Here is a 20,659-nt window from a genome sequence, read left to right on the forward strand (position 1 = left end):
GTTGCTGGCTTGTCGATCAGGACTTCTTGGCTGGCGGCTTGAGCATTGCCTCGGCGCGGGCCTTTTCCTGCGGGGTGAGCCTGGCCTCCAGGGCGGGTAGCGCAGCGCTGGCCTGATCGTTGCCCAGGCCCTTGCTGAGCGAGCACCAGGCGTAGGCGGCCGCCATGTCCTTGCCACCGCCCTGGCCCTGGGCCAGCATCACGGCGAGGTTGAACATCGCGTCGGGCTGGCGCCGTTGCGCGGCGGCCTGGAAAAGTTGCCGCGCCGTGGCGAGGTTTTGGCCGACGACTTCGCCGCTGTAGAAGTAGGTGGCCAGCGCGTTCTGCGCGTCGGCGTGGCCCTTGAGCGCAGCGTCCTTGTAGAGCACGACGGCGCGTTCTGGCGCCGGTGCCGGCAGGCCTTCGCCCAGGTCCAGCATGCGCGCGGCGGCGTAGGTGGCCTCAAGGTGTCCGGCCTTGACAGCCGCGTTGTAGTACGCGCCCGCGCGCTGCAGGTCCAGCGGCACGCCTGCGGGCTGCTTTGGCAACTGATGGTGGTAGAGCTGGCCCAGCATGTAGAGAGCCCTCACGTCGCCCGCCTCGCCAGCGGACTTCAGGAACTCGAGGGCGCGACCGGCATCGGGCTTGGTGCCGACGCCGCTGAGGTTGGCCTGGCCCAGCAGCGTGCCGGCGGGTTCGAACCCGTAGTCCAGCGCCTTGCTCCACCACTTATAGGCTTCGGCGGGATTGCGCTTGGTGCCCTTGCCGCTCAGGTGGATGTTGGCCAGCAGCAGCGCGGCCTCGACGCGGGTGTTGATGTTGTCGGGCTTCTTGGGATCGAAAGTCAGCCGATCCTTGACGGGGTCATAGCGCGCGTCGACAACTTCCTTCAGCCATTCGATGGCTTTGGGCGTGTTGGCCGGCGTGCCCAGGCCGAGCAGCTGGATGCGGCCGAGCATCATGGCCGCTTCCTCGTAGCCCAGCTTTTTCCAGCCTTCCTCAAACTTCGCCCGAGCCTCGACGAAGTTGCCAGCCTCGTAGGCTTCGAAGGCCTGGGTGAGGGATTTGTCCTTGCGGGCAATCCAGTTGCGGCCGGCGGAGAAGCGGCGGTCGCCCGCGCCGCAGGCGACGGCCGGCGAGGTGCCGCTGATGTCGTCGGGGTCGGGGGCGGGTGCGTCCAGCGGGCCGGCAACACCGCCGGTTCTGGCATTGCCAGCGGGGCTCAGGTCGCTGAAGCGCTCAGCTTCGTTGGACTCGCTGTCCAGCAGGCCCATGTCACGCATGTAGGCCAGCGTGACATCGTCATCGGCAGCCGAGTAGCCACTCATGAAGCCGCAGGACGACGCGAAGTTGCGCCCCAGGATCTTGTCCTTGGCCGCGGTGACGATCGAGGGATCGACACCGCCGTTGCGCTTGCCGGTCACCTGGACCGAGTTCAGCGCCTGTGTCGGCGCGGGCGCGGCCGACGGCTTGGCGCCATCGGCCTGCTGTGCGCCCGCGAGCGGCGCCGCGAAAGCCAGGGCAAGGACGGCCCGTGCCGCCCAGTTCAGTTGAAGGAATGGGCGGTCGGTGCCGGTCATCTTGTCTCCCTGTTTTATTGCTTAGCGCGGGCTGCGCAACGTGAAGCCTACCGTGTAGCGGCGGCCGGCGTAGTCGTCGGTGTAGATGTTGGGGATGCCGTCGGCGTAGTCCTGATAGCCGCCCGTGTTCACTTGCTTGCGCTCGCCGGTCAGGTTGCGTGCGTCGGCAAAGATCTCCAGGCCGTTCTTGAACTTGTAGGAAACCTTGGCATCGACGAACGCCCTGCGCGGGGAGAAGATCGGCGCGCCCGGGTTGTACGGCAGGCGCCAGGTGTTGGTGCCAACGGATGGGTAGTTGTTGACCAAGATGGTGCTGTTGTCCGCGCCCGGCGTGAAGCGCTGGTAGCGCGTGGCCACCACCTGCATCGCGACGCGCGCCTGGAAGCCGCCGTCGTCGTACCACAGCGAGGCGTTCCAGGAGTACTTGGGCACGTTAGCGGGTGGCAACACGTCGCCACTGATCAGATCCAGCGTCGGCTGACCTTGCTTGTCCTTGGCCTTCGTGAAGTTGGCGTCCAGGCCGGTGTAGCGCAGGATGGACGGCAGGAAGGTAAACGCCGTCTTCATGCTGAACTCAATGCCCTTGCGCGTCGAGGCCGGCTGGTTGTCCCAGGTGGTGTACGTGAACTCCTGGTCGGCCAGCGATGCGCCCGTGAAGGGGTCGACGGCGTTGCTGTCCTTGAACAGTCGCACGTTTTGGCGCGAGACGGTCAAGGTCGGCGCACCGATCAGGCCGCGTTGCTTGTAGTAGGCGAACGAGAACATGGTGTCCCGGTTAGCAAACCATTCCAGCGACAGGTTGTGGTTGACGTTGGTCTGGGGCTTGAGGTCCGGGTTGCCGAAACGGCCGCAACCCTGGTCTGGCTCGTCGCCGTCGTCGTCCGTCGTTGCTGCCGAGTAGACGAACTCATACATGTTGCAGGTGCCTTCGGGCAGCAACCTGGAAATGCCAGGGCGGGCAACCGTCTTGCCGACGCTGTAGCGCGTCACCAGCTTGTCAGGCACGACCCAGGTCGCCAGGTTCAGAGACGGCATCACGTCGGTGTTGCTGCCCTTGATGGAGGTGTTGGTCGTCTGCGAGTAGCTCTGCAGGCCGGCGGCGTTGTAGGGGTCAGCAGGATTGAAGGTGCTGGCGATGACGCGGTTGGAGCGTAGGGTCACGAAGCCCGTGGCATCCACATCGGTCTTGACCATACGCACGCCGAAGTTGCCGCTGATTTCCATGCCGAAGGGCAGAGACCAATTCGAGAACGGCACGCGGTCGACTTCGAAGTCGGTCATCAGGTAGGCGGCGGTCACCGTTTCCTTCGAGCTGCGGACCGGATTGTCGTAGACCTTGCCGTCACTGGCCGTGCACTGGCGGAGGCAGTCCAGCTGCACCGGCACGCCGGCGAGCTGGAACAGCTTGTCGATGTCGAGGTTGTACCAGCCGTTCAACAGGGTCGCTGGTCGACCCTTGGAACCGCTGTAGAACTGGCTGGCTGGAGCCATGGTCATGGTCTGGCGGACGATCTCCTCGAACTGCGCCTGGGTCAGCGTGGTAGTGCCGCCCACGTTGTTGCTGGCGATGCCCTTGTTCAGCGTCGTGTTGGGCACGTAGCCATACGCACAGGGGCGGCCAGGCGTCGCTCCACCCACGATCAGCGAGCCAGGGGTGTTCTCGCAGCCGACGAGATTCCAGCGTGAGTTGACCGGCTCCATGTAGACGCCTGGTACGAAGCCGGCCTGGCCGAATGTGCCCACGGGCTCCTTGACGGTACTGCCGCCGCCGCCCCAGAAGTCGCCCTTGTTGGTGCGGTACTGCACGCCACCCTTGAGCGATGTCAGGAAGGGCACCTTGTCCACGAGGTTGTAGGAGAGATCCAGCTTGCCGTTCCGCTCGCTGTTCTCGGAGTCGTAGGAGCGGATGACCTGCAGCACCGACGTGTTGGTGTACCGCGCAGTCCTGTCGGCAGCGTATAGGGGCGATGAAACAGGGTTTGTTGCAGAGGCGTTAATTGCTGCTTGCTGCACAGCCGGATTCAGCGTCGCGTAGCGGGGGAAGTTCAGTTGATCGGTGCCTCCCGGCATCGAGAAAGCCCAGAGCCCGTCGGGCTGGATGGTGAAATTGGCAACGCCGGCGTTGTAGCCGAACGAGGCGCGGCGGTCATAACGCTTTGCCGTGTTCTTGACCAAGCCACCCATGAACTGGGCCTTCAGTCGGTCGCTCTTGTACTCGCCACCGGCGACCAGCGTTTTCGTCGTCGTGTCGATGGTGCTGAAGATGGTGTCGGTGGTGTAGCCGGCGTTGTCGATCGAGTAGCTGGTCAGATGGTGCGCAGAGTCGACCGTGTAGCCCGGCAGGATGGTGGTCGTGGCGCCCATGGTGAGCGGCCGCGTGACGCCGTTGTTTGCCGTTGCGCTGGGCAGGGAGTACATGTTGGGCAGCAGGCTGCCCCTGAAGTTCGCACTGGCGGGCGGCAGCGTGCGGGTTGCCGCTCCGTAGCTGGTCGGGATTACTTCGGTGAAGGCGCTGTTGAACTGCGGGGTGCTGCCCAAGCCCAGGAAGTTCACCCAGTCGTTCACTTGGCGCTTGGCACTGGCCAGCTTGGTGTAGACGGACAGGTTGTTGTTGACCTTGAAGTCGAAGCGGATGTCGGCGTTGTCGCGGCGATCTTCCTGGCGACGCAGGTTGTAGCGGATGCCACCGGCGTTGGACGGCGTGTAGTCGTTCCACTGGTTCAGGCAGGTCAGCTGCTCCAGGTTGCGCTGGTTGATCGCGGAGTTGACCGTGGCGTTGCGGGTGCCTGGGACGATCCGGGACTGGACACTCTGGGTTGGAGCGTCGGCCAGGAAAGTGTTGGTCAGATTCGGGAAAGCGGTGAAGCAGTCCGCCTTTGTCTTTGCGGCAGCAGACTTGGTGAGCAGTTCCAGTGGCGTCGCTGCGGTGAATGTGCCCCCCCCGACCAGCGGCGAGGACAGGAAGGTCGCGGTCGCCGCAGGCTGCGTCTGGTCCAGCGTGCTCGGGTTGAACGAGAAGGTCTTCTCTGGCGAGTTGTCGAGGTCGAGCTGGCGCAGCAAGCCTTGCTGGTTGTTGCTGCCGCCCTGCGTGATCGAGTGCATCTCGCTGTTCGTGCGCGCCTTGCTCACGTTGAGCAGCACGCCCAGCTTCTTGTCCAGGAATTTGTCGGCCAGGATGAGGTTGAAGCGAGGCGTGGTCTGCTTGACCAGGTCGCTCTGCGTGGCCTCGCCCTTGATCATGTAGAAGGGCTTGTCGAAGTCCAGGCCGGTGCGGGTCTGGATGAGGATGCCGCCGCCCAGCGAGCCTTCGGTCATGGCTGCGGTGGAGCCCTTGATGACGTCGACGCTCTTGATCAGATCGGACGGCAGCTCGCGGAACTCGGTGCCCCGGCCGTCGCCGCCTTCGGCGCCGCGGCCCAGCAGGTTGGTGCCGGCGCCCGATTCCACACCCATGCCGTCCACTTCGACGCGAGTCAGGTCCGGGCCGTTGCCGCGGATGGAGACGGTGACGCCCTCGCCGAAGTCGCCAGTTTCCAGCGACACGCCGGCGATGCGCGAGATGGCTTCGCCGATATTGCGGTCCGGGAAGGCGCCGACATCCTCGGCCACGATGGAGTCCTGAGCCGTCGCCGCGTTCTTCTTGCGGTTGATGGAGGACTGCTGTGACTGGCGTGTGCCCACGACCATCACGGTCTCGAGCTCATTGACAGGCGCTTTCGCCTGCGCAGCGGGGGCCGGCTTGGCAGCTGCAGCCGGCGCGGAGGCCGCTGCGGCGGGCGCGGCCGGGGTCTGAGCCATGGCGGCCTCATGGGCCATCAGGGCGAGCGCCAGGGAAACGGCGGTGCCGATGCGGTCGCGGCGGGGCGTGGGGGTGCTGGTGGGGGTCATGCAATCTCCGTCTCGCTATGGCCGGTACGAAGCCGGCGCGCGTTTTAGTCAAGGGACAGGCGCCCGGACGGAGGACTTATGTCGCTCCAATCCAGGACGTTGGCCCGGACGATAGACATCGAGTTACATCACGAGAAATACGATTTCGGCGATTTGCTATCTCGCGCCGGAATAGCGGGGCCAGAAACAATGGTTAACCCGCGGGAAGCATTTCAAACACTCAAGGCCGTGAGCGGAGTGGCCCGCTCACCGTGGCGCGAATGCCTCAGGGTTTCACCCGCCTGACGCTCTCGACGGCGGCCGTGCGGCGCAGCACGCGCAGCACATCGGCCAGATGCAGGCGGTCGCGCACGGCGATGATGAGGTTCATCTCGGCCGTTTCGCGCAGGGCCGCTTCGTCGCCCATGGCGATGTGGGTGATGTCGGCCTCGGCCTGGGCGACGGCTTGCGCCACCTGGGCCAGCACGCCTTTGCCGTTGCGCAGCAGCAGCGAGATGCCGGCCTCGAAGCTGCGCGTCGGCTCCTCGGCCCATTCGACGCGTATCCAGTGTTCGCTGTCGCGCTGGTAAAGGCGCCGCCCGACCGCGCATTCGCAGGTGTGCACCACCAGCCCCTCGCCGCGGCCCAGGTAGCCGCGCACCTCGTCGCCGGGGATGGGCCGGCAACAGCTGGCCAGCTGCACGGAGGCGCCTTCGCCGCCGTCGATGATGACGCTGCCGCGGTCCACCGGCGCCTCGGCAAAGCGGCCCAGCGTCAGCGCCAGTGCGTCGGGTCGCTGGCCTTGCTCGGCCATCAGGCGGGCCATCTTCTTGGCGATGATGGCGGCGATCTTGCGGCCGCCGCCGATGTCGACCAGCAGCTGCTCCGTGCCCGAGCTTCCGGCCCAGGCGGCCAGCTCGTGCCAGATCTTGGCGGCGGGGTCGTCCAGCTCCAGGCTGGGCAGGCCCAGGCCCTCCACGCGCATGGCTTGGGCGAGCATCTTCTCGCCCAGTTCGCGCGACTCCTCCTGCTCCAGGTCCTTCAGGTAGTGGCGGATCTTGGAGCGCGCGCGGCCGGTGCGCACGAAGCTCAGCCAGGCCGGGTTGGGGCTGGCGCCGGGCGCGGTGATGATCTCGACGATGTCCCCGCTCTTCAGCTCGGCCCGCAGCGGCACGGCCTCGCCGTTGACCTGGGCGGCCACGCAATGGTCGCCAACGTCGGAGTGGATGGCGTAGGCGAAGTCCACCGGCGTCGCGCCCTTGGGCAGGGCCATGATCCGGGACTTCGGCGTGAAGACGTAGATGGCGTCGGGGAACAGGTCGATCTTGACGTGCTCCAGGAACTCGTTGGCGTCGCGTGTCTCGTCCTGGATGTCGATCAGGCTTTGCAGCCAGCGCGTGTTGGCCTGCTGGGCCGCGAGCGCCGAGCCCTGCTTGCCGCGGCTCTTGTAGATCCAGTGCGCGGCCACGCCCTGCTCGGCGATCTGGTGCATGCCCTCGGTGCGCAGCTGGAACTCCAGCGGCGTGGCCAGCGGGCCCATCAGCGTCGTGTGCAGGGACTGGTAGCCGTTCTCCTTGGGCGTGGCGATGTAGTCCTTGAAGCGGCCCGCCTGCGGCTTGTAGAGCTGGTGCAGCACGCCCAGGGCCGTGTAGCACTGCAGCGGCTCCTCGGTCAGGATGCGAAAGCCAAAGATGTCGCTCACCTGGGCGAAGCTCATCAGCCCCTTGCCCTTCTCGCTCATCTTCTTGTAGATGGAGTAGACCGTCTTCTCGCGGCCCTGCACCTCCACACGCATGCTGTTCTTGGCGAACGCAGCGCGGATCTCGCCCTCGATGCGCGACACCAGGTCACGCCGGTTGCCGCGCGCCTTGGCCACCGCCTTGCTCAGCGCCGAATAGCGCCAGGGATGGAAGTACTGGAAGGACAGGTCCTCCAGCTCGCGGAAGGTCTGGTTCAGGCCCAGCCGGTGGGCGATGGGCGCGTAGATGTCGAAGGTCTCGCGGGCGATGCGGCGGGCCTTGTGCGGCGCCATCGCGCCCATGGTGCGCATGTTGTGCAGGCGGTCGGCCAGCTTGATGAGGATGACGCGCAGGTCGCGCGCCATCGCCAGCAGCATCTTGCGGAAGGACTCGGCCTGCGACTCCTCCTTGGTGGAGAACTGCAGCTTGTCCAGCTTGGTGAGGCCGTCGACGAGATCAGCGGTGGTGGCGTCGAACTTCTCGATCAGCTCGGCCTTGGAGATGCCGCAGTCTTCCACCACGTCGTGCATCAGCGCCGCCATCAGCGCCTGGGCGTCCAGCCGCCATTCGGCGCAGATGCCGGCCACGGCGATGGGGTGGGTGATGTAGGGCTCGCCGGTGGCGCGCTTCTGGCCGAGGTGGGCCTCGTCGGCGAACTTGTAGGCCTCGCGCACGCGCTTGACCTCGGCCTTGCTCAGGTAGCCAAGCTTGGGGAGGAGGGCGTCAAACGAGGCTGCTTCCGCCGGCGTGGGAGGCGCCAGCTGGCGAAGGCCAGGCAGCGTGAACCAGGCAGTGAGGGAGCGTTGAGCCATAGGAGGCTGAATCTACCCGAAGCGCAAAGGACAACGGGCGTCCAAGGACGCCCGTTTCATGTTCAGCAAAGGCCGAGTTAGACCGGCACCTTGCGCAGCATCTCGATGCCGACTTCGCCAGCGGCGATTTCGCGCAGCGCGGTCACGCCGGGCTTGTTCTTGCTCTCGATGCGGGCGCTGTGGCCCTGGCTCAGCATGCGCGCGCGGTAGGTGGCGGCCAGCACCAGCTGGAAGCGGTTCGGGATCTTGGTCAGGCAGTCTTCGACGGTGATGCGGGCCATGGTGTTCCTTGGAGATAAGCGGATCAGGGCAGGTCGAGCGCCTGAAAGACGGCCGAGCGGTTGCGCCGCTGAGCCGCGTATTTTAGCCGCTGCGCGTGGACGATGGCCTTGAGGTCGAAAACGGCCGTGTCGAACACCGCATTGACGACGACGAAATCGAAGTTCTGCGCCTGTGCCACCTCGATGCGCGCGTTGTTCATGCGCTTGGCGATGACCTCGGGCTCGGTGTCGCCGCGGCGGTTCAGGCGCAGCCGCAGTTCGTCCCAGCTTGGCGGCAGGATGAAGATCAGCACGGCATAGGGGAAGAGCTGCTTGATCTGCAGCGCGCCCTGGAAGTCGATCTCCAGCACCACGTCCTCGCCATGCTGCAGCCGCGCCTCGATGCCGGCACGCGAGGTGCCGTAGAGGTTGCCGTGCACCTCGGCCCATTCGAAGAAGTCGCCGCGGTCGGCCATCGTGCGGAACTCATCCGGCGTGATGAACCAGTATTCGCGGCCGTGCTGCTCCTGGCCGCGCGGCGCGCGCGAGGTGTGGGAGATCGACACGGCGAGGCGGGCATCGACCTCCAGCAGCGCCTTGACGAGGCTGGACTTGCCCGCGCCGCTGGGCGCGGCGACGACGAAGAGATTGCCGGGGTATTCCATGTTGGGCGTTTGATTGCGGGGCCAGACTTTAGCCTGTGACCCTGCTGCGCCGCAGGCTTGATCCAGCGCAACCTGGCGCCGTGGCCTGCGCCTAGCATGGGCCGGTGCCCGCATGGGCACGAAGCGAGGATCGCCATGACTGCGCAACGCAACGCCCCCAGACCGACCTTGAGCGCCAAGGGGCGGCGCCACCGTGTCACGGCACTGGCCGCCGTCGCACTGGCGGCCATGGCCGCAGGCTGTGCGGTGGAGGTGGAGAACACCCGGCCGGCGCGGCAGCTGGCGCAGCAGGCCTTGCCGGAGGGTGATGTCTACATCGGCTGGCGCGTGTTCCAGCAGAAGTGCGCCAGCTGCCACGGCACGATGGCAACGGGTGGGGCGACCGGCCCGGACCTGCTGCCGAGGCTGCGGGAGATGGGCTCGCACCAGTTCATCGGCCTGGTGCTGCGGCGCTACGACTGGATACTCGCCGCGGCGGAGTCCAGCCCGCAAGGCACGGCCCCAAGCAGCACGGCCGAGAAGGTCTTGCAGGGGAAGGATGCCGCGCTGGTGATGCCGGCCTGGCAGGGCGACCCTACCGTGACGGCCCACATCGTCGACCTCTATGCCTACCTGGCGGCGCGCGCCGACGGCACGCAGGGCCCCGGTCGGCCGGCGCGTTAGCAGGCCCTCATGGCGGCGGGCGCTGTTCGTCCGCCGCGTCCTTCATGGCGCAACTGCTGAAGCCGAACGGCAGGTAGGCGGGGCAACTGCCGAGCAGCCCGGTCAGCAGTGGCAGCAGGCCTATCCAGCCCCAGCCGCCCACGGCGCCCAGCCAGGCAGCGGTGACCAAGCCCAGGCCGAGGAGTACGCGCGCGGTGCGGTCGATGAGGCCAACGTTCTGAAGCATGGTGTTCTCCTGGAAGCGGTGAAGACATCATCGGAGCGGCCCTGCGCTGTGCCCTTGATGGAGATCAAGACCCGGCGCCAGTGGCGCACGGCCGCCGTGTCATGCAAAGCAGCGCTTGTCCGACACCGCCGGCGGCAATCCCCGGATAGCGTGGCCAGCTCACTCATTTGATGGAATGCCATGGCTCTCACTCCACTGCTGCTCCTGCCCGGGCTGATGACCGATGCGCGCATGTGGGACCCGGTCCTGCATGCGCTGTCGCATGAACGCCTGGTGGTCATTGGCCAGACGCATGTCGCCGACAACATGGCGGAGCTCGCTGCCGCCGCCATCTCCAACATGCCCGACGGGCCCTTTGCGGTCGCCGGCTTCTCGCTGGGCGGCTATGTCGCGCTGGAACTGTGCCGCCAGGCGCCGGAGCGCGTCGTCGGCCTGGCCTTGATCGACACCAGCGCGCAAGCCGACAGCGCCGAGGCCCGGCAGAACCGGCAGCGCGTCATCGATGGCCTGGTGTCCGGCGGCAGCAGCTTTGCCGACGCGATCGCGCCGTTCCCGGAAAAGCTGTTCCACCCGGCGCATGCCGATGACCCGGGCCTGCGGCGCCTGCTGGAAGGCATGGCGCGCAGCGTGGGCGAGGCCGGCTTCATTCGCCAGCAGAAAGCGGCGATGGACCGGCATGACCGGCGCGATGTGCTGGCCAAGCTGCGCGGCCCGGCGCTGGTGGTCTGTGGCCGTGAAGACAAGGTCACGCCGCCCGAGCGCGCCCAGGAGATGGCGGGGCTGCTGCCGGGCGACGTGGAACTGGTGCTGGTGCCCGACGCCGGCCACCTGACCACGCTGGAGCAGCCGGCGGCTGTCGTGGCGCCGTTCCAGCGCTGGCTGGCGAAGGTCGACGGACGCGTTTAACCGCGACGCAGGTAGTCGACGAACTCGAAGCGCAGCCCGTTCGCGTTGGTGTGCGGCTCGCGGGCGGCTTCGGTGAATTGCGTGCGTGGCCAGTCGGGGAAATGGCGATCAGCGTCGGGGAAGGCGGCGTCCACTTCGGTCAGCGCGAGCTTGCTCGCCAGCGGCAGGGCCAGCGCGTAGATCTCGCTGCCGCCGATGACACAGACCTCGGGCTCGCTGCAGGCGGCCAGCGCGGCGTCCAGTGTGCTGAACACCTCGGCACCGGGCAACTCGGTCGCGCTGCGGCTGACGACAAGGTTGCGCCGGCCCGGCAGCGGGCGGAACTTCGCCGGCAGCGAGTCCCAGGTCTTGCGGCCCATGACGACCGGCTTGCCGGCGGTGACCGCCTTGAAGCGCGCCATGTCCTCGGGGATGTGCCACAGCAGCGCGTTGTCGCGGCCGATGGCGCCGTCCCTGGCAACGGCAGCCACCAACGTGATGAGGCTCATACGGCCACCGGCGCCTTGATTGCCGGGTGCGGGTCGTAGCCGGTCAGCTCGAAGTCCTCGTACTCGTAGTCGAAGATCGACGCCGGCCGGCGCTTGATCGTCATGGTCGGATAGGCGCGGGGCTCGCGGGCGAGCTGGGTCTGCACCTGCTCCACGTGGTTGTCGTAGATGTGGCAGTCGCCGCCGGTCCAGATGAAGTCGCCCAGTTCGAGGTCGCACTGCTGGGCCAGCATCATCGTCAGCAGCGCGTAGGAGGCGATGTTGAACGGGACGCCGAGGAAGATGTCGGCGCTGCGCTGATACAGCTGGCAGCTCAGTTTTCCATCAGCGACGTAGAACTGGAAGAACGCGTGGCACGGCATCAGCGCCATCTGCGGCAGGTCGGCCACGTTCCAGGCGCTGACGATGATGCGGCGGCTGTCGGGGTTGGTCTTGAGTGTCTTGACGACGTCGGCAATCTGGTCGATGTGGCCGCCGCCGGGCGTGGGCCAGTTGCGCCACTGCACGCCATAGACAGGCCCCAGGTCGCCGTCCTCCCGCGCCCACTCGTTCCAGATCGTCACGCCGCGCTCCTGCAGCCACTTCACGTTACTGTCGCCGCGCAGGAACCACAGCAGCTCCAGCACGATGGACTTCAGGTGCACCTTCTTCGTCGTCACCAGCGGGAAGCCGGCCGCCAGGTCGAAGCGCATCTGGTGGCCGAACACGCTGCGCGTGCCGGTGCCGGTGCGGTCGCTTTTCTGCACGCCGTGCTCGAACACATGGCGCATGAAGTCTTCGTATTGGGAGGAGGGCATCAGTAGGCGCCGAACAAGGTGTCGAGGGCGGTGGTGATTTCGTCTCGCTGGGCGCGGAGGTTCACCACAGGGCGTTTGAGCAGATTCAGCGGCACGGCGCCGATGCCGGCGGTGTCGAGCACCAGCGCTTCGTCGTCGACCTGGACCAGCGGATTCAGCCGATTGGCCAGGGTGCCGAATTCCGTCTCACGGCGCAGAGGAATCATCACCCGGGTGGCCAAACTGCCAAGGAAGTCGTTCTGTACGTCCAGAAAGAACGGCGTCGTGCGCCGTTCGCGAGCCACCGGATTGGCGTAGACGTCGAAGCGAGCCATCAATCTTCCCGCGCAAAGGTGCGGTACCGGGCCAAGGTCAGGCCCTCACGTTCGATGCGGGCGTTGTAGTCCACGATGGCCTGGCGGTTGTCTTCGTTCCAGCGCTCCCAGTAGCGCTTCTCGACTTCAACGGCCAGCAAGGCGTCGACTGTCGCGGAGACGTTCATGCCAAGCTCCTTGGCCATGTCCAGCACCTTGCTATTCAGGCTCAGATTGGCTGGCCGTTTGGGGGCGTCGGCGATCTTCGGCATGAATACGCTCCAGGAATGATGCGCATGGATTATGCGCGTGCTTGGCGCTCAGGGCGCCAGCAGCACCTGCAGCACGCGGCGCATGACGGGCGCCATGGCGGGCACCTGCTGCCCCATGGCGGGGTCGCGCACGCTCAGCACGGTCAGCCCGTTGAACAACGCGCCCAGCAGCAGCGCACGGCCCTGGATTTCCTCCGGCGGCAGCTGGTCGGCCTGCTCGCCCAGGCTCTGGCGAATCAACTCCTGCGCCTTGCGGTTCACCTGCGCCTGGCTCTGATGCACCACGGCCGCCAGCCGGGCGTTGCGGCTGGCCTCGGCCAGCACTTCCAGCTGCAGCGCCGCTTTTGCCACCTGGCTGTGCTCGTCGATGGCCTCTTCGGTGCCGGCCAGCATCTGCTCCAGCAGGTCGCCGGCTTGCTGAAACTCCGCAATCCGGCCCAGCACCTCCTCGCAGTCCCGCTCGACGATGGCCGCAATGATGTCGTCCTTGTTCTCGAACAGGTTGTAGATGTGGCCCGGGCTCATGCCCGCCGTCTTGGCGATCTCGGCCATGCTGGCGGCATGGAAGCCGCGGCGGCGGAAGCACTCGGCCGCGGCGTCCAGCACCTGCTGGCGGCGGGCGAGGGCCCGGTCGGAGGGATGGGTGGAGACAGTCACGACGCAGATTGTGTGCCGGCTTGGCCGCCACCCAGGGCCTTGTACAGCGTCACCCGGTTGACCTGCTGCGCCAGCCGCGCGTTGATGAGCCCCTGTTCGGCGGCGTACAGCGTGCGCTGTGCATCCAGCGTGGCGAGGCGGTCGTCCACGCCCTGGCGGAAGCGCGCCTCTGCCAGGCGCAGCGCGTCCTGCGTCTGCGCCACCAGCCGCTGCTGCGACGCGACCTGCTGGCCGATCGTGGCGCGCTGTGCGAGCGCATCGGCCACGTCGCGGAAGGCGCTCTGGATGCTCTTCTCGTACTGCGCCACGGCGATATCCCGGTCCACCTGGGCGATCTTCAGGTTGGCGCTGTTGCGGCCGGCATCGAAGATCGGCAGCGACACCTGCGGCATGAAGGTCCACAGGCCCGAGCCCGAGCGGAACAGCCCGTCCAGCTCGTTGCTGGCCGTGCCGGCGCTGGCCGTGAGGCTGATGCGCGGGAAGAACGCCGCGCGTGCCGCGCCGATGCTGGCGTTGGCGGCCTGCAGCGTGCGCTCGGCCTGCTGCACGTCGGGGCGGGTCAGCAGCACGTCGCTGGGCAGGCCGGCGGACAACTCGGCCTGTCGCGTCACCGGCGCGCTTGTGCCGGTGACAGGCAATTGCTCGGCGCCCACCGGCTGGCCCACCAGCAGCGCCAGCGCATTGCGGTCCTGCGCGACCTGGGCGGTCAGGCTGGCGAGGTCGGTCTGCGCCTGCTCGGCCGCGATCTCGGCCTGGCGCAGGTCCAGCGTCGACGCGACACCGGCGCCCTGCAGCCGCTGCGTCAGCCGCAGCCCGTCCTGCCGCGCCAGCAGCGTCTGCTCGGCCAGACGCAGGCGCTCCTGGTCGGCGGCCAGTGTCAGGTAGCTGCCTGCTACCTGGGCGATGAGGCTGATTTGCGCGCTGCGGCGGGCGTCGTCGGTCGCGAGGTACTGCTGCAGCGCGGCGTCGTTCAGGCTCTTGACGCGGCCGAACAGGTCCAGCTCGTAGGCGCTGACGCCTAACGTGGCCGTGTACTGGCGCGTGATGGTGCCGCCGGGGGCGCGCGTCGCGGTCTGGCCCGCACCGGCGTTCACCGTTGGCAGACGGTCGGCCCGCTGCACGCCGTACTGCGCCTGGGCGCGTTCGACGTTCAGCACCGCCACACGCAGGTCGCGGTTGTTGGCCAGGGCCTGTTCGATCAGCGACTGCAGCCGCAGGTCGGTGAAGAACTCGCGCCAGCCGAGGTCGGCGGCCTTGGCTTCAGCGGTGCCGGCTTGCGGCACGGGCCACTGCGGCGCCACCGGCGCGGCGGGGCGCTCGTAGGTGGGCGCCATGCTGGCGCAGCCGGCGAGCGCCAGGCTCGCGGCGAGGATGGTCAGGAACTTGGTCATGTCACACGCCCTCCAGGGCTTGGGGCGCCGCCACGGGGGCGGGCGCCGGGGAAGTCTTCGTTGGGAACCAGCGCTGCACGGCAATGAAGAACACCGGCACGAAGAAGATGCCCAGCACGGTCGCGCTCAGCATGCCGCCCAGCACGCCGGTGCCGATGGCGTTCTGGCTGCCCGAGCCGGCGCCGGTGGCGATGGCCAGCGGCAGCACGCCCAGGGCGAACGCCAGCGACGTCATCAGGATGGGCCGCAGCCGTTGGCGCACGGCGTCCAGCGTGGCGGTGATGGCGTCCTTGCCGGCTTCCATCTCGGCCTTGGCGAACTCGACGATCAGGATCGCGTTCTTCGCCGACAGGCCGATGGTGGTCAGCAGGCCGACCTGGAAGTACACGTCGTTGGACAGCCCGCGCATCGTGGCGGCCAGCAGCGCGCCGATGACGCCCAGCGGCACCACCAGCATCACCGAGAACGGGATGCTCCAGCTCTCGTACAGCGCGGCCAGGCACAGGAACACCACCAGCAGCGAGATCGCGTACAGCATGGGCGCCTGGTCGCCGGTCAGGCGCTCCTGGTAGGACATGCCGGTCCAGCTCACGCCCACGCCGGGCGGCAGCTGGGCCGCGATGGCCTCCACCGACTTCATCGCCGCGCCCGAGCTCTTGCCCGGTGCGGGCTGCCCCAGCACTTCCAGCGCGGGCAGGCCGTTGTAGCGCTCCAGGCGGGGCGAACCCAGCTCCCAGCTCGCCGTGCCGAAGGCCGAGAACGGCACCATCTGGCCGGACGCGCTGCGCACGCGCCAGTTGTTCAAGTCCTCGGGCTGCATGCGGTAGGCGGCGTCGGACTGCAGGTAGACCTTCTTCACGCGGCCGCGGTCGATGAAATCGTTGACGTAGGCGCCGCCCCAGGCGGTGGACAGCAGGCTGTTGATGTCGGCGACCGACAGGCCCAACGCGCCGGCCTTGGCCGTGTCCACGTCCAGGCGCAGCTGCGGCGCGTCGGCCAGCCCGTTCGGGCGCACGGCCACCAGGGTCGGGTCTTGCGCGGCCATGCCCAGGAACTGGTTGCGCGCGGCCACCAGCGCCTCGCGGCCCACGCCGCCCTGGTCCTGCAGGTAGATGTCGAAGCCGCTGGCATTGCCCAGCTCCAGCACGGCCGGCGGCGCGAAGGCGAACACCGAAGCGTCGCGGTACTGCATGAAGCTGCCCATCGCGCGGCCGGCGATGGCCTGCACCTTTTGCGCGGCGGCCTTGCGCAGGCTCCAGTCCTTCAGCTTCACGAAGCCGATGGCCATGTTCTCGCCGCGGCCGGCGAAGCTGAAGCCGGTGACGGCGAAGACCGAGTCGACGTTGTCCTTCTCGTTCTGCAGGAAGTGGTTTTCCACGCGCTGCACCACGTCCAGCGTGCGCGCCTGCGTGGCGCCGGCGGGCAGTTGCACCTGCGAGAACAGGATGCCCTGGTCTTCTTCCGGCAGGAAGGAGGTGGGCAGGCGCAGGAACAGCCAGGCCATGCCGAGCACCAGCGCGCCGTACACCACCAGGTGGCGGCCCCAGCGGCGAATCATGCGGGCGACGACGCCCTGGTAGCCGTTGGCGGCGCTGTCAAAGCGCCGGTTGAAGGCACCGAAGAAGCCGGTCGTGGCGGCACCGTGGCCGGGCTTGAGCAGCGTGGCGCACAGCGCCGGCGTCAGCACCAGCGCGACGAACACCGACAGCACCATGGCCGACACGATGGTGATGGAGAACTGGCGGTAGATGACGCCCGTGGACCCGCCGAAGAAGGCCATCGGCACGAACACCGCCGACAGCACCAGTGCGATGCCCACCAGCGCGCCGGTGATCTGGCCCATGGACTTGCGCGTGGCCTCCACGGGCGACAAGCCCTCCTCGGTCATCACGCGCTCGACGTTCTCCACCACGACTATGGCGTCGTCCACCAGCAGGCCGATGGCCAGCACCAGGCCGAACATCGTCAACGTGTTGATGGAGAAGCCCGCCGCAGCCATGACGCCGAAGGTGCCCAGCAGCACGACCGGCACGGCAATCGTCGGGATCAGCGTGGCGCGGAAGTTCTGCAGGAACAGGTACATCACCAGGAAGACCAGCACGACCGCCTCGATCAGCGTCCACACCACCTCCTTGATGGACACCTCGACAAAGGGCGTGCTGTCGTAGGGGATGACGGCCTTCACGCCGGCGGGCATGTAGGGCTCCATGCGCGTGAGTTCGGCCTTGACCGCCTTGGCCGTGGAGAGTGCGTTGGCGCCCGTGGCCAGCTTGACGGCCACGCCCGCAGCGGGCTTGCCGTTGTAGCGCGACACGGTGGCGTAGCTCTCCGCGCCCAGCTCCACGCGGGCCACGTCGCGCAGGTGCACGGTCGCGCCGTCGGCGCTGGTGCGCAGCACGATGTTGCGGAACTGCTCGGGCGTCTGCAGGCGGCTCTGGGCCGTGACGGTGGCGTTGAGCTGCTGGCCCACATTGGCGGGCGCTGCGCCCAGCTGGCCGGCGGAGACCTGTGCGTTCTGCGCCTGGATGGCGGCGGTCACGTCGGCCGGGGTCAGGCCGTGCTGGTTGAGCTGGTTGGGGTTGAGCCAGATGCGCATCGCGTACTGCGCGCCGAACAGCTGCGCCTCGCCCACGCCTTCGATGCGGCTCAGGCTGTCCAACACGTTGGTGGAGACGTAGTCCGACAGGTCGACCGCAGACTGCTTGCCGTCCTCGGACACGAAGCCCACCACCATCAGGAAGTTGATCGTGGACTTGACCACCTGCACGCCCTGGCGCTGCACTTCCTGTGGCAGCAGCGACGTGGCGGAGGCCAGCTTGTTCTGCACCTGCACCTGCGCGGTGTCGGGATCGGTGCCGGATTCAAACGTCAGCGTGATGCTGGCGTTGCCCTGCGAGTCCGACGTGGACGACATGTAGGTCAGGCCGTCGATGCCCTTGAGCTTCTGCTCGATGACCTGGGTGACGGTGTCTTCCAGCGTCTTGGCGGAAGCGCCGGGGTAGCTGGCGTTGATGGAGACCTGCGGCGGCGCGATGCTGGGGTATTGCGAGACCGGCAGCGTGTTGATGGACAGTGCGCCGGCCAGCATGACGACGATGGCCAGCACCCACGCAAAGATGGGGCGGTCGATGAAGAAGCGGGACATGGTGTGGGGCTCCCGTTCAGCGTGCGGCCGTGGCCGACGCAGCGATGGCAGCGGTGGGCGCAGCAGCCTGCACCGGCGCCCCCGGGCGCAGGCGCTGCAGGCCGTCGACGATGAGGTGGTCGCCCGCCTTCAGGCCCGACGTCACCAGCCACTGGCCGTTGATGACCGGCCCGGTCTGGAGCTGGCGCGCCTCGGCGCGGCCGTCCTTGTCGACCACCATGGCCGTCGCGTTGCCCTTGGCATCGCGCGAGACGGCCGCCTGCGGCGCCAGCAGCGCCTCGGCCTGCACGCCGCTCTGCACCTGGGCGCGCACGTACATGCCCGGCAGCAGCTGCCGCTTCGGGTTGGGGAACTGCGCGCGCAGCGTCACGCTGCCGCTGGCCGGGTCCACCTGCAGCTCGCTGAACTGCAGCTTGCCTTCCTGCGCGTAGGTCGTGCCGTCTTCCAGCACCAGCTTCACGCGCGCCTGGCCGGCGGCGTCGCGCTGCAGCCGGCCTTCGGCCAGGTCGCGTTGCAGGCGCAGCAGCTCGGCGCTGGTCTGCGTCACGTCCACATAGATCGGGTCCAGCTGCTGCAGCGTCGCCATCGCGCCGGCCTGGTTGGCCGTCACCAGCGCGCCGGGCGTGACCGCCGAGCGGCCGATGCGGCCGGCGATGGGCGCGGCCACGCGGGTGCGGTCCAGGTCGATCTGCGCGGCGCGCACGGCGGCGGTGGCGGCGGCCACGTCGGCCTGCGCCTGCTTCAGCGCGGCCTGCGTGTCGTCGCGCAGCTGCTTGCTGACGGCGTCGATGCCGGCCAGCTCGTCATAGCGGCCGGCCTTGAGCCTGGCCGTCGTCGCATTGGCCTCGGCCTTGGCGAGCGAGGCGCGGGCAGAGTCCAGCGCGGCCTCGTAGCTGGCGGGGTCGATCTGATACAGCAGCTGGCCGGCCTTCACATCGCTGCCTTCGGTGAAGGCGCGGGTCTTGACGATGCCGGTCACCTGCGGGCGCACCTCGGCGTTCTGGTAGGCCACGGTGCGGCCGGCCAGCTCGGCGGTGAGTTCCACGCGCTGGGGCTGCAGCGTGACGATGCCGACCTTGGTGGCGGGCGGGGCGCCTGCGTTGGCGCCGGCCTGGGACTCGGCCTGGCTGCAGGCGCTCAGCGTGCATGCGGCGATGACGGCGACGACCAGCGTCAGCACCGTGAACGCCGGCATGCCGAGCGATGAGCGGGAAAAAGAAGGCTTGGGCATTTGGGCGAACCTCGTTGGTCGGACGGGCTGTTCGCCACGCGCTTCCCTCGGGTTGCCGCGTGGCTGTCAGCCGGTCACATGTACTGAATGAGCGTTCATTCTAGTTTTCGAGCAGGCGATGGCAAGCAAAAAGTGAATGACCATTCAGAAATGAAGGGTCATTCAGCGTGTTTCGTGAAAAGTTGCGCGATCGGTGAGCACGAAGCCCGGCCAGCCCCGAATCGCGTCAATCGCGCCACCGGATCTGTCGCGAAAGCGATTTGCGCGACAACTCCGGCTGCCGGGCAGCCTGGATCGCGCCGGGCTGTCCTAGAAAGGCCCGCTGATCGCCACCGTGAAGCCGGGCCGGTACACGTTGGCGAACAAGGTCTTGCCGTCGGCGCTGAAGCAGGTGCCGGCCCACTCGGCGCCGCGGAAATCACCCTTCAGGACTGGCTGCGCCTGCAGCTCGCCGCCGGCCAGCTGCACGTTGTTGCGCGCCAGCTCGAACAAGCCCTCCAGCCCAGCCTCGCGCTTCAGCCCATAGAGGCGCTGTACCGGCTGCTTGCTGTCCTCGCACACCACGATCAGGCCTTGGCGCGGATGCAGGCAGAGGTTGTCGGGGTAGTCGAACACGCTGGCCGCCGGCGACTCCAGGAACAGCTCCAGCCGCTGCTGGCTGGGCACGAAGCGCCAAACCTGGCCCGCCTTCGCATCGCCGCCGTCCGTGCTGGTGAAGAAGATTTCGTCGCGCCCTGCATCCAGGCCCTCCAGCCGCGTGAACAGGCTGCCGCCCCGGGCGCGGCCCTGCAGCAGCACGCCGTTGTTGCCGTTGTCGCCCACGCCATCGGCGGGGCGATCGATGTCCACCCAGGAGACGTCGAACTGCTGGCCCGCCTTCAGGCCGGTGCGCAGGTCGGAGGCGCCGCGCGCGCTCAGCATCTGCAGGCGCCCGCCCGCCGCCAGGTCACCCTTCCTGGCCGGCAGCAGCCGGTAGAAGCCTGCCGGCCGGGCGTCCTCGGTCAGGTAGACCGTGCCGTCAGCGTCCACCAGCGCGGCCTCGTGCCTGAACTGGCCCAGTGCCGTCAGCGCCTGCGCCTTGGACACACCATCGGCCGGCACCTCGAACACAAAGCCATGCGGCTTTTCCAGCCGGAAGGGCTGGCCGCGCAGCTGCCCCGTGTGCCCGGCCGGCGTGACGATCTCCTCGCACGACAGCCAGCTGCCCCAGGGCGTGGTGCCGCCGGCGCAGTTCACCAGCGTGCCCGACAGCGAGCCGCGCATCTCCAGCAGCTTGCCCGCCGCACGGTCGTAGCGCAGCGTCACCGTGCCGCCATCGCAACCCGCGTCGTACTGGCTGGCCGCCGGCCCGAAGCCGCCGCCCACGCCCATGAGTTCGTGGTTGCGCACCAGCGTGAAGACCTCGCCTGCGGTCTTGACGATGCCCATGCCATCGGCCGCGCCCGGCACCACGCCGCCATTGGCCAAGGCCTCACCGGCCCAGCCAAAGCTACGGTAGCTGAAGCCCTCGGGCAGCATCAGCAGCGGCAGGCCCGTGGCCTGGTCGGCTACCGGCCGCAGCGGGCCGTAGCCGGCGGCCGGGCGGCCTTGCTGGCGCGTCTGGGCGCTGGTGGTGAAGGCGCTGGCCAGGGGGCTCAGCGCGAGGGCTTGGAGGAGGGGGCGGCGTTGCATGGGGGGCAGTATCACCGT

Annotated in this window: 17 protein-coding genes; 2 read left to right on the plus strand and 15 right to left on the minus strand. The window is 67.9% G+C overall.

Features of this window, described 5'->3' with window-relative positions; all coding sequences use genetic code 11:
- Positions 1 to 16 precede the first annotated feature (16 nt).
- The 5 genes from ACG00Y_RS27380 to gmk form a co-directional block, all read right to left on the minus strand.
- Entirely contained in the window at positions 17 to 1,558 is a 1,542-nt protein-coding gene (locus tag ACG00Y_RS27380; RefSeq protein WP_394484569.1) for a tetratricopeptide repeat protein, read from the minus strand.
- A 21-nt stretch (positions 1,559 to 1,579) separates the two neighbouring features.
- The gene (locus ACG00Y_RS27385; protein ID WP_394484571.1) at positions 1,580 to 5,446 is read right to left on the minus strand and encodes a TonB-dependent receptor domain-containing protein; all 3,867 of its coding nucleotides are present in this window, start codon (positions 5,444 to 5,446) and stop codon (positions 1,580 to 1,582) included.
- A 265-nt stretch (positions 5,447 to 5,711) separates the two neighbouring features.
- Positions 5,712 to 7,976, minus strand: a complete 2,265-nt coding sequence (locus ACG00Y_RS27390) for a RelA/SpoT family protein (RefSeq protein ID WP_394484573.1) — start codon at positions 7,974 to 7,976, stop codon at positions 5,712 to 5,714.
- Between the two features lie 77 nt (positions 7,977 to 8,053).
- On the minus strand, positions 8,054 to 8,257 hold the full coding sequence (gene rpoZ, locus ACG00Y_RS27395) for a DNA-directed RNA polymerase subunit omega (RefSeq protein ID WP_056264690.1): 204 nt from the start codon (positions 8,255 to 8,257) through the stop codon (positions 8,054 to 8,056).
- 23 nt (positions 8,258 to 8,280) lie between these two features.
- Entirely contained in the window at positions 8,281 to 8,901 is a 621-nt protein-coding gene (gmk, locus tag ACG00Y_RS27400; protein ID WP_394484576.1) for a guanylate kinase, read from the minus strand.
- A 135-nt stretch (positions 8,902 to 9,036) separates the two neighbouring features.
- Here gmk and ACG00Y_RS27405 point away from each other — a divergent pair, with 135 nt between their 5' ends.
- Positions 9,037 to 9,564: a c-type cytochrome gene (locus ACG00Y_RS27405; RefSeq protein ID WP_394484579.1), complete on the plus strand. Its 528-nt coding sequence runs from the start codon at positions 9,037 to 9,039 to the stop codon at positions 9,562 to 9,564.
- A 7-nt stretch (positions 9,565 to 9,571) separates the two neighbouring features.
- Here ACG00Y_RS27405 and ACG00Y_RS27410 read toward each other — a convergent pair whose 3' ends face one another.
- Positions 9,572 to 9,790, minus strand: a complete 219-nt coding sequence (locus ACG00Y_RS27410) for a YgaP family membrane protein (RefSeq protein ID WP_394484581.1) — start codon at positions 9,788 to 9,790, stop codon at positions 9,572 to 9,574.
- 180 nt (positions 9,791 to 9,970) lie between these two features.
- On the opposite strand from ACG00Y_RS27410, the gene ACG00Y_RS27415 reads away from it, so the two are divergent.
- Complete coding sequence (locus tag ACG00Y_RS27415; protein WP_394484583.1) at positions 9,971 to 10,696, plus strand: alpha/beta fold hydrolase; 726 nt, start codon at positions 9,971 to 9,973, stop codon at positions 10,694 to 10,696.
- On the opposite strand, the gene ACG00Y_RS27420 is transcribed toward ACG00Y_RS27415, so the two are convergent.
- The 9 genes from ACG00Y_RS27420 to ACG00Y_RS27460 form a co-directional block, all read right to left on the minus strand.
- The gene (locus ACG00Y_RS27420; RefSeq protein WP_394484584.1) at positions 10,693 to 11,184 is read right to left on the minus strand and encodes a dihydrofolate reductase; all 492 of its coding nucleotides are present in this window, start codon (positions 11,182 to 11,184) and stop codon (positions 10,693 to 10,695) included. The two genes, ACG00Y_RS27415 and ACG00Y_RS27420, sit on opposite strands and share 4 nt — an antisense overlap.
- The gene (locus tag ACG00Y_RS27425; RefSeq protein WP_394484586.1) at positions 11,181 to 11,981 is read right to left on the minus strand and encodes a thymidylate synthase; all 801 of its coding nucleotides are present in this window, start codon (positions 11,979 to 11,981) and stop codon (positions 11,181 to 11,183) included. The genes ACG00Y_RS27420 and ACG00Y_RS27425 overlap by 4 nt, the downstream gene beginning before the upstream one ends.
- Entirely contained in the window at positions 11,981 to 12,295 is a 315-nt protein-coding gene (locus tag ACG00Y_RS27430; protein WP_394484588.1) for a CcdB family protein, read from the minus strand. Before ACG00Y_RS27430 ends, ACG00Y_RS27425 begins: the two co-directional genes overlap by 1 nt.
- Positions 12,295 to 12,546 (minus strand): type II toxin-antitoxin system CcdA family antitoxin, encoded by a 252-nt coding sequence (locus ACG00Y_RS27435; protein ID WP_394484591.1) that lies wholly within the window; start codon positions 12,544 to 12,546, stop codon positions 12,295 to 12,297. The genes ACG00Y_RS27430 and ACG00Y_RS27435 overlap by 1 nt, the downstream gene beginning before the upstream one ends.
- A 48-nt stretch (positions 12,547 to 12,594) precedes the next feature.
- Positions 12,595 to 13,203 carry a TetR/AcrR family transcriptional regulator gene (locus tag ACG00Y_RS27440; protein ID WP_394484593.1) on the minus strand — a complete coding sequence of 203 codons (609 nt, stop codon included), beginning with the start codon at positions 13,201 to 13,203 and terminating at the stop codon, positions 12,595 to 12,597.
- Positions 13,200 to 14,594 (minus strand): efflux transporter outer membrane subunit, encoded by a 1,395-nt coding sequence (locus tag ACG00Y_RS27445; RefSeq protein WP_394484595.1) that lies wholly within the window; start codon positions 14,592 to 14,594, stop codon positions 13,200 to 13,202. The genes ACG00Y_RS27440 and ACG00Y_RS27445 overlap by 4 nt, the downstream gene beginning before the upstream one ends.
- A gap of 1 nt (position 14,595) precedes the next feature.
- Positions 14,596 to 17,739 carry an efflux RND transporter permease subunit gene (locus tag ACG00Y_RS27450; RefSeq protein WP_394484598.1) on the minus strand — a complete coding sequence of 1,048 codons (3,144 nt, stop codon included), beginning with the start codon at positions 17,737 to 17,739 and terminating at the stop codon, positions 14,596 to 14,598.
- Between the two features lie 16 nt (positions 17,740 to 17,755).
- Positions 17,756 to 18,970 carry an efflux RND transporter periplasmic adaptor subunit gene (locus tag ACG00Y_RS27455; RefSeq protein WP_394484600.1) on the minus strand — a complete coding sequence of 405 codons (1,215 nt, stop codon included), beginning with the start codon at positions 18,968 to 18,970 and terminating at the stop codon, positions 17,756 to 17,758.
- Between the two features lie 309 nt (positions 18,971 to 19,279).
- Positions 19,280 to 20,641: an alkaline phosphatase PhoX gene (locus tag ACG00Y_RS27460; protein WP_394484603.1), complete on the minus strand. Its 1,362-nt coding sequence runs from the start codon at positions 20,639 to 20,641 to the stop codon at positions 19,280 to 19,282.
- Between the last annotated feature and the right edge of the window lie 18 nt (positions 20,642 to 20,659).

Source organism: Pelomonas parva (assembly GCF_043555835.1).
Lineage (GTDB): Bacteria > Pseudomonadota > Gammaproteobacteria > Burkholderiales > Burkholderiaceae_C > Pelomonas > Pelomonas parva.

What these genes read in the sequence shown, in the direction of transcription:
- ACG00Y_RS27380 (WP_394484569.1), bottom strand. Translation starts at nt 1,558, where the DNA reads ATGACCGGCACCGACCGCCCATTCCTTCAACTGAACTGGGCGGCACGG.
- ACG00Y_RS27385 (WP_394484571.1), bottom strand. Translation starts at nt 5,446, where the DNA reads ATGACCCCCACCAGCACCCCCACGCCCCGCCGCGACCGCATCGGCACC.
- ACG00Y_RS27390 (WP_394484573.1), bottom strand. Translation starts at nt 7,976, where the DNA reads ATGGCTCAACGCTCCCTCACTGCCTGGTTCACGCTGCCTGGCCTTCGC.
- rpoZ (WP_056264690.1), bottom strand. Translation starts at nt 8,257, where the DNA reads ATGGCCCGCATCACCGTCGAAGACTGCCTGACCAAGATCCCGAACCGC.
- gmk (WP_394484576.1), bottom strand. Translation starts at nt 8,901, where the DNA reads ATGGAATACCCCGGCAATCTCTTCGTCGTCGCCGCGCCCAGCGGCGCG.
- ACG00Y_RS27405 (WP_394484579.1), top strand. Translation starts at nt 9,037, where the DNA reads ATGACTGCGCAACGCAACGCCCCCAGACCGACCTTGAGCGCCAAGGGG.
- ACG00Y_RS27410 (WP_394484581.1), bottom strand. Translation starts at nt 9,790, where the DNA reads ATGCTTCAGAACGTTGGCCTCATCGACCGCACCGCGCGCGTACTCCTC.
- ACG00Y_RS27415 (WP_394484583.1), top strand. Translation starts at nt 9,971, where the DNA reads ATGGCTCTCACTCCACTGCTGCTCCTGCCCGGGCTGATGACCGATGCG.
- ACG00Y_RS27420 (WP_394484584.1), bottom strand. Translation starts at nt 11,184, where the DNA reads ATGAGCCTCATCACGTTGGTGGCTGCCGTTGCCAGGGACGGCGCCATC.
- ACG00Y_RS27425 (WP_394484586.1), bottom strand. Translation starts at nt 11,981, where the DNA reads ATGCCCTCCTCCCAATACGAAGACTTCATGCGCCATGTGTTCGAGCAC.
- ACG00Y_RS27430 (WP_394484588.1), bottom strand. Translation starts at nt 12,295, where the DNA reads ATGGCTCGCTTCGACGTCTACGCCAATCCGGTGGCTCGCGAACGGCGC.
- ACG00Y_RS27435 (WP_394484591.1), bottom strand. Translation starts at nt 12,546, where the DNA reads ATGCCGAAGATCGCCGACGCCCCCAAACGGCCAGCCAATCTGAGCCTG.
- ACG00Y_RS27445 (WP_394484595.1), bottom strand. Translation starts at nt 14,594, where the DNA reads ATGACCAAGTTCCTGACCATCCTCGCCGCGAGCCTGGCGCTCGCCGGC.
- ACG00Y_RS27450 (WP_394484598.1), bottom strand. Translation starts at nt 17,739, where the DNA reads ATGTCCCGCTTCTTCATCGACCGCCCCATCTTTGCGTGGGTGCTGGCC.
- ACG00Y_RS27455 (WP_394484600.1), bottom strand. Translation starts at nt 18,970, where the DNA reads ATGCCCAAGCCTTCTTTTTCCCGCTCATCGCTCGGCATGCCGGCGTTC.
- ACG00Y_RS27460 (WP_394484603.1), bottom strand. Translation starts at nt 20,641, where the DNA reads ATGCAACGCCGCCCCCTCCTCCAAGCCCTCGCGCTGAGCCCCCTGGCC.